Genomic DNA, 8,891 nt, shown 5'->3' with positions numbered 1-8,891 from the left:
CCCCCTCACGCGAGCCCCAGCTCGTTGTCGATGAAGTCGAAGATCTCGGTTTCGCTGGCCGTTTCGAGCTTCTGCCGCGTGTTTTCCGCCGGTTCCGCGGCGAGGCGGCCGAGCAGGGCCTGCAGCCGGCTCGTGACGCGGGTTCCCTGCTCGGCGGTCAGGCCGGCGAGGGCCGCTTCGATGCGTTCCAAGGCGGCGTCGGCCGGGTCGGCGGGCCCGAGTTCGCGGCCGAGGTGCGCGGCGAGCGCGGCCGGGGTCGCGTAGTCGAAGCCGAGCGTCGCGGGCAGGGCCAGGCCGGTGGCGGCGGCCAGGCCGTTGCGCAGCTCGACCGCGGTGAGCGAGTCCAGGCCCAGTTCCTTGAACGCCAACCCGGGGTCCACTGTGGATGGTCTGGCGTAGCCGAGCACTGCGGCGACTTCGGCGCGTACCAGGTCGAGCAGTGCGCGGTCGCGTTCGGGCCCGGTCAGGGCGTCGAGCTTCGCGCGGAAGCCGACTTCGGGGGTGGCCCGGCGGGCTTCGGGCAGGTCGTCGAACAGCCGTCCGGCGCGGAACTGCTCCCAATCGAAGTCGGCCACCGTGATGACCGGCTCGCCGGTGGTGAGCGCACGGTGCAGGGCGGCGGTGGCCAAGGCGGGCGCCATCGGGCGGATCCCGCCGCGTTCGGCGCGGGCCGTGGTCCCGGCGGCCATTCCGGCGCCGGCCCACGGCCCCCAGGCGATCGAGGTGGCGGGCAGGCCGAGCCCGGCCCGGTGTTCGGCGAGCGCGTCGAGGACGGCGTTGGCGGCGACGTAGTTGCCCTGCCCGGCCGCGCCGAGCGTGGCGGCGAGGGAGGAGAACAGGACGAAGGCTGAGAGGTCCCGGTCGCGGGTGAGCTCGTCGAGGTTCCTGGCCGAGTCCACTTTGGATCGCATGACGGTCGCGATCCGGTGCGGGGTAAGCGAGTCGAGGACGCCGTCATCGAGGACGCCGGCGGCGTGCACGACGGCGTCGAGATCGGGAAGCCCGTCGAGGAGTTCGGCGACGGCGTCCCGATCGGCGAGATCGCAGGCGGCGATCGTGACTTTGGCACCGAGCGCGCTGAGTTCGGCTTCGAGGTCGGCGGCCCCGGGAGCGGCGGGCCCCCGCCGCCCGACGAGGACGACGTGCGGCGCACCGGTCCGGGCCAGCCACCGGGCGACCTCGGCCCCGAGGGCGCCGGTGCCGCCGGTGACGAGCACGGTGCCGCGAGGGGTCCAGGGCTCGGCGGGGGTGATCGGGGCGCGCATCAGCCGGCGGGTGAAGGTGCCGGCGGGGCGGATGGCGAGCTGATCTTCCCCTCCGGTGGCGGCGAGGGCGGCGATGAGGCTGGTCAGTTCGGGTTCGCCGGGGTGGGCGGGCAGGTCGGCAAGGCCGCCCCACCGGTCGGGGTGTTCGAGGGCGGCGGTCCGCCCCAGCCCCCAGATCCCGGCGGCGAGGGGTTCGCCGAGGGTTTCGTCTCCGACGGCAACGGCCTCGGCGGTGACGTGCCACAGCGGCGCGGTGACGCCGGCATCGCCGAGGGACTGGAGGAGGGTGGTGCTGAGCGCAAGCCCGAGTGGGACGGACGGGAGGTTTGGAGTGGCGTGGACGGCCAGGCCCAGCAGTGAGAGAACGCCGGCGACGGGATCGGGACTGGTCTCGCCCAGCAAGCGGGCCGCGGGCTCAGCGCCAGCCACTGGACCGCCAGCCAATGCGCGACCGGCTTCGCCGAGCAGGCGGTCGGCCTCGCTGAGCGCCGGCTCGCCACCCGAGCTGACCCCCAGCAGCCGACCAGCCAGCTCGTCCCGGTCGAGATCGCTCTCCGCGAGCGTCACCGGTACCGGCTCGGCTCCAGCCTCCGCGAGCGCCGACAACACTCCCTTGACCAGCGGGTCACCATCGCATCCGGCGGGCACCGCCACCAGCCACCGGCCGGTCAACCCCACCCGCGGCCCGTCCGCCACCGGCCGCCAGGACACCCGGTAGCGCCAAGCGTCCGAAGGCGACCCGCTCGAAACCGCCGGCTCCGGCCAAAACACCCGGCGCTCGAACGGGTACGTCGGCAACGTCACGCGCCGCGTTCCCGGTGATAGCGGCGTCCAATCCACCGTCTGCCCGCTCACGTGCAGCGACCCCAGCGCCAGCAGCGCCGTCGACACCTCCGGCCGGTCCTTGCGCACCATCGGGACCGAGCCCGAGGTCAGCGCCGACAACGTCCCGTCCGGACCCAGCTCCACCAGCCGCGTCACTCCGGCCGAACGCAGCGTCTCGACCGCCGCCGCGAAACGCACCGGCTCGCGCACCTGGCGGACCCAGTACTCCGGGTCCGTCAGCTCCTCCGCGACCCGCCCGGTCACCGTGGACACCACGGGAACGCGCGGCCCGGCGTAGCCGATCCCGCGCGCCACCTCGGCGTAGTCCTCCAGCATCGCGTCCATCCGAGCCGAGTGAAACGCATGCGAGACCCGCAAATCCCTAGACTTCACCCCGCGCTCGGTCAGCTCGGCGGCGATCTCCGCCAACGCGTCGGCCTCGCCGGACAGGACCACCGACCGAGGCCCGTTCACCGCCGCCAGGTCCGCGCGGCCCGCCGCCACCGGGAGAACCTCCTGCTCAGCGGCCTGCACCGCGAGCATCGCGCCCCCGGGCGGCAACGCCTGCATCAGACCGGCGCGGGCCGCGACCAGCCGGCCCGCGTCCGCCAGCGAGAACACCCCCGCCACGTGCGCCGCCGCCAGCTCGCCGATCGAGTGCCCTACCAGGTGGTCCGGCCGGACGCCCCACGACTCCAGCAGCCGGAACAACGCGACCTCGAAAGCGAACAGCGCCGGCTGCGTGTACCCCGTCCGGTCGAGCGCCACGGCGTCCTGGAACACGACGTCCCGCAACGGCCGGTCCAGTGAGGGGTCCAGCACTGCGCACGCCGCGTCGAACGCGTCCGCGAACGCCGGGAACCGCGCGTACAGCTCCGCCCCCATCCCCACCCGCTGCGAACCCTGTCCGGCGAACAGCAGCCCCGTCGCCCCCGGGACGGCCTGCCCGGTGACGACGCCCGGGCCCTTCCGGCCCGACGCCACCGCGGCCAGCCCGGCCAGCAGGTCGGCCCGGGACGCGCCGACCACCACCGCACGGTGGTCGAACGCCGCCCGGCCGGCCAGGGTCAGGCTGACGTCGGCCGGAGCGGCGTCCGGGTCGAAGGCCGCGAGCCGGCGCGCCTGCTCGCGCAACGCCGAGTCCGACCGGGCCGACAGCGGCCACGCGACGACACCGGCGTCGACGGGCGTGACTTCCGATACCGGCGGCTCCTCGATGATGACGTGGGCGTTCGTGCCGCTGAAGCCGAACGACGACACCCCGGCCCGACGCGGTCGGTCCCCGGCCGGCCAAGGCTGCGGAGAGGTCAGCAACGCCACCGCCCCGCCGGTCCAGTCGACGTGCCGCGACGGCTCTTCGACGTGCAGCGTCTTCGGCAGGACGCCGTGGCCCAGGGAAAGGACCATCTTGATCACCCCGGCGATGCCTGCCGCCGCCTGCGTGTGCCCGATGTTGGACTTCAGCGATCCCAGCCACAGCGGCGTGGAGCGGTCCCGCCCGTAGGTCGCCAGCAGCGCCTGCGCCTCGATCGGGTCGCCCAGCGCGGTACCCGTGCCGTGCGCCTCGACGGCGTCCACATCGGACGGTGAGAGCCCGGCGGCGGCGAGCGCGGAGCGGATGACCCGTTGCTGCGACGGCCCGTTCGGCGCGGTGAGCCCGTTCGACGCGCCGTCCTGGTTCATCGCCGAGCCGCGCAGCACCGCGAGCACCGGGTGCCCGAGCCGCCGCGCGTCCGACAGCCGCTCGACCAGCACGACGCCGGCGCCTTCGCCCCAGCCCGTGCCGTCCGCGTCGTCGGCGAAGGCCTTGCACCGGCCGTCCGCGGCGAGGCCGCCCTGCCGGGAGAATTCGACGAACGCGCCGGGCGTCGCCATCACCGTCACGCCGCCGGCCAGGGCCATTGCGCACTCGCCCGCGCGCACCGACTGCGCGGCCAGGTGCAGTGCGACCAGCGACGCCGAGCACGCCGTGTCCACGGTGACCGCCGGGCCGCCGAGGCCGAGCACGTACGACACCCGGCCGGAGACGACCGAAGCGGCGTTCCCGGTGCCGACGAACCCGCCGAAGTCCTCGCCCGAACCCGCGAGGACCGCCGGGTAGTCCTGCCCGTTGGTCCCGAGGAACACCCCGACGTCCGGGCCGCTCGCCGGGTCGACGCCGGCGCGTTCCAATGTCTCCCAGGCCGTTTCCAAGACGAGCCGCTGCTGCGGGTCCATCGCCAGGGCTTCGCGCGGCGAGATGCCGAAGAAGGCCGGGTCGAACTCCGTGACGCCGTCGACGAACGCGCCACCGCTCGTGACGACCCCGGCCGCGGCGAGGCCCGGGAGGTCCCAGTGCCGGTCGGCGGGGAAGCCCGAAACCGCGTCGCGCCCGGAAACCAGCAGTTCCCACAGGTCTTCCGGCGTCCGCACGCCGCCGGGGAACCGGCAGCCCATCGCCACGACGACAATCGGGTCCTCTGTGGACACTGTGAGCGGCGAGACCACCGGTGCTTCGTCCGCCGTGCCCGCCAGGTGCGCGGCCAGGTCGGCGGCCGTCGGGTAGTCGTAGATGAGGGTCGCGGGCAGGTCCGTGCCGGTGGCCGCGCCGAGGCGGTTGCGCAGCTCGACGGCGGTCAGCGAGTCGAACCCGAGGTCCTTGAACGACTTGCCCGAGGGAACCTCTTCGGTGTAGCCCAGCACGGCAGCGACTTGACGGCGCACCAAGGTCAGCATGTCCACATCGGACGGCACCACCACCGGAGCACCCGCCGCCTCGGGCAGTTCGCTCAGCAGGCGGCTCGGTCGCACGGCGGTGAGCGCGGGGCCGTAGACGGGCCAGTCGACGTCGGCGAGCGCGACCGCGACGTCGCCGACCCCCAGCGCCCGGTCGAGCGCGGTCACCGCGAGGTCGGGGTCGAGCGGCGTCAGACCGCCACGGCGCAGCCGGTCGCGGACGGCGGTGTCGGCCGCCATCCCGGCGTCGGCCCACGGTCCCCAGGCGAGCGACGTCGCCGGGAGCCCGCGAGCCCGCCGGTACGCGGCCAGCGCGTCGAGGTAGGCGTTCGCCGCCGCGTAGTTGCCCTGTCCGGCCGAACCCACGGTGCCCGCCAGCGACGAGAACAGCACGAACGCCGAGAGTTCACGGCCTTCGGTGGCCTCGTGCAGCACCCGGGCGGCGACCGCCTTGGCCCGCAGCACGCGCGCCAGCTGGTCCTGGGTGAGCCCGTCGAGCACGCCGTCGTCGAGGACGCCGGCCGCGTGCACCACGGCGGTCAGGTCCGGCAGGGACTCCACGAGTGCGGTGACCGCGTCCCGGTCGGTGCAGTCGCAGGCCACGACCGTGATCTCGGGCCGGGTCGGTTCGGTCGCCGCCTTGCCGCGACGGCTGGCCAGCACGACGCGCGACGCGCCGCGGTCGAGCGCCCAGCGCGCGAGGTGGCCGCCGAGCGCGCCGGTGCCGCCGGTGATCAGCACCGTCCCCGACATTGTCCACTCAGGACAGTCACCGGACACGGCCGCGCGCGCGAGCCGCCGGGCGAAGACCCCGGAGGTCCGGATGGCGACCTCGTCTTCGGCGCCGTCGGCGAGCACTCCGCACAGCCGGTCCAGAGCACGGTCGTCGAGCTGCTCGGGCAGGTCGACCAGACCACCCCACCGACGCGGGTGCTCCACCGCGGCGGACCGGCCGAGACCCCACACCTGGGCCTGCTCCGGATGGTCGAGGGGGTCGGAGCGGCCGGTCGAGACCGCGCCCCGCGTGACACACCACAGCGGCGCGGACCAGCCGAGCGTGCCGAGCGCCTGCACCAGCTCGAGGGTGTCCTCCACGGCCAGCAGCGAAAGGACCCCGGCGGGCTCGTCGCCCGGCAAGGCGGCGACGGCCGGGACGTGCAGCAGGTCCGCGCCCCGGTCGCGCAGGCCCTCGACCACGTCGTCGGCACCTTCGCCCACCACGAGCCAGCGGCCGGACAACCGGGTCGCGGTCGTCCCGGTGACCGGGCGCCAGCCGATCCGATGCCGCCAGTTGTCTATTGTGGACTCCACACGGGTTCGGCGCCGCCAGGACGCCAACGCGGGAAGCACTTCGCTGAGCGGCGCTTCCGAAGGGACGTCGAGGGTGCCGACCAGCGCGGCGAGGTCCTCGCGGTCGACCGCCGACCAGAACTGCTCCGCGCCGGTGTCCACGACGTCGGGAGACTCCGGCGAAGTGAGCCAGAAACGCTCGTGCTGGAAGGCGTACGTCGGCAGTTCGACCCGCCGGGCGCCGTCGAGCAGGGCCGTCCATCCGGGCGCACCGCCGCGCACGTACAGCTCGGACAGCGCCGTGAGGACCGACTCGCGCTCATCACAGCCGGCGCGCAGCACCGGCACGACGGGCACGCTCGCCATCCCGGCGAGGGTCCCGTCCGGGCCGACCTCGACGAAGCGCGTGGCACCGCGGTCTTGCAGAGCCGTCATGCGGTCGGCGAACCGGACCGGTTCGCGCACGTGCCGCACCCAGTACTCGGGGTCGGTCAGGTCGGCGGGCTCACCGGTGACGATCGGCAGGCGCGGCGCCGAGAAGGTCAGCCCGGCCACGACCTGCCGGAAGTCGTCCAGCATCGGCTCCATCAGCACCGAGTGGAAGGCGTGCGACACGCTGAGCCGCTTGGTCTTGCGCCCGCGGGACGCCAGCTCGGCCGCGGCCGCCAGGACCGCGGCTTCGTCGCCGGACAGGACGACGGAGTCGGCCGCGTTGACGGCGGCGAGGTTCACCCGCTCACCGAGCAGGGGCGCGACCTCGGCTTCGGTCGCCTGCGCGGCGACCATCGCCCCGCCCGCGGGAAGAGCCGCCATCAGCCGCGCCCGCGCCGCGACCAGCGTGCAGGCGTCGGCCAGCGAGAGGACCCCGGCGACGTGCGCCGCGGCCAGCTCGCCGACGGAGTGCCCGGCCAGGAAGTCCGGCTTCACGCCCCACGACTCGAGAAGCCGGAACAGGGCGACCTCGACAGCGAACAGAGCGGGCTGCGTGTAACCCGTGTCGTCCAGAGACTCGCCCGAGATCGCTTCGGCCAAGGGAAGATCGAAGCCCGCGCACACTTCGTCGAACGCCGACGCGAACACCGGAAAAGCGGAACGCAGCCCCGCACCCATCCCGATCCGCTGGGAACCTTGGCCGGAGAAGAGGAACGCGGTCTTGCCCGCCTTGCCGACGACACCGTCCACAACGGACGCCGACGGCTCGCCGGCCGCCAGCGCGTCCAGTGCGGTCACCGCCGAAGCGGTGCCGTCCGCCAGCACGACGGCCCGGTGTTCGAACGCTGACCGCCCGGTGACCAGCGACAACGCGGTGTCCGCCAGCGTCGACCCCGCCGACAAGTGCTCCCGCAGCCGGACAGCCTGGTCGCGCAGGGCTTCGCGGGACCGGGCGGACAGCGCGAGTGGAACCAAGCCGTCCACCGTGGTCGCCGCGGCGGGCGCCGAGTCGTAGCTCTCCAGGATCACGTGTGCATTTGTGCCGCTGATGCCGAACGACGACACCCCGGCCCGGCGCGGGGTCTCCCCCGCCGGCCACTCGACGTTCCCGGTCAGCAGTTCGACGCGCCCGGACGTCCAGTCGATGTGCGGCGACGGCTCGTCGACGTGGACCGTGCGCGGCAGCAGCCCGTGCCGCATGGACAAGATCACCTTGAGCACCCCGGCGACGCCGGCCGCGGCCTGCGTGTGGCCGATGTTCGACTTCACCGAGCCGAGCCACAGCGGCCGGTCGCGGTCCTGGCCGTAGGTCGCCAGCAGCGCGTGCGCCTCGATCGGGTCACCCAGGGTGGTGCCCGTGCCGTGCGCCTCGACGACGTCCACATCGGACGGTTCGAGCCCGGCGCTCGCCAGCGCGGCCCGGATGGCCTGCTGCTGGGCCGGGCCGTTGGGCGCAGTGAGGCCGTTGGACGCGCCGTCGGAGTTGACCGCCGAACCGCGGACCACGGCCAGCACCGGGTGGCCGTTGGCCAGCGCGTCGGACAGCTTTTCGACCAGGACGAGCCCGACGCCTTCGGACCAGCCGGTGCCGTCGGCGGCGGCCGCGAACGGCTTGCACCGCCCGTCGGGCGCGAGCCCGCGCTGGCGGCTGAACTCGAGGAACATGCCCGGCGTGGACATCACCGTCACCCCGCCGACGAGCGCGAGCGAGCACTCGCCGCGTCGCAGGGATTGGGCGGCCCAGTGCAGCGCGACCAGCGACGACGAACACGCCGTGTCCACGGTGACCGCCGGGCCCTTGAGCCCGAGCTGGTAGGCGACCCGGCCGGAGATCACCGCGGTCGAGTTGCCGGTGAGCAGGTGCCCTTCGACGCCGTCGGGCAGCGCGGTCAGGCCGGAGCCGTAGCCGGTGGACGTGCCGCCGACGAACACCCCGGCTCGCGTGCCGCGCAGCGAGAGCGGGTCGATCCCGGCACGTTCGACGGTCTCCCACGCGGTTTCGAGCAGCAGCCGCTGCTGCGGGTCGGTGGCCAGCGCCTCGCGCGGGCTCATCCCGAAGAAGCCGGGGTCGAACTCGGCCGCGTCGTACACGAACCCGCCCTCGCGGACGTAGCTGGTGCCCGCCTGCCCGGCGTCGCCGGAGTACAGCGCCGCGGGCCAGCCGCGGTCGGCGGGGAAGCCCGCCATCCCGTCGCCGCCGTCGGCCAGGAGCTGCCAGAGCTGTTCGGGAGTGCGGACACCGCCGGGGAACCGGCAGCCCATCCCGATCACCGCGACCGGTTCGGCGTCGCGCTCCTCCACCTCGCGCAGCCGCTGGTTCGCCGCGCGCAGGTCGGTGGTGACCTTCTTGAGGTAGTCGAGCAG

At 74.2% G+C, this 8,891-nt stretch carries 1 pseudogene; it reads right to left on the bottom strand.

Going from position 1 to position 8,891, the window contains the following annotated elements:
- Positions 1-5: 5 nt before the first annotated feature.
- Positions 6-8,891, bottom strand: a pseudogene (locus ACZ7OH_RS21350) (type I polyketide synthase); the annotation flags it as partial.

The organism is Amycolatopsis sp. NPDC114478 (assembly GCF_055633805.1).
Note: the sequence above shows the minus strand (reverse complement) of the source record. Positions and strands in the feature narration are given on the sequence as shown.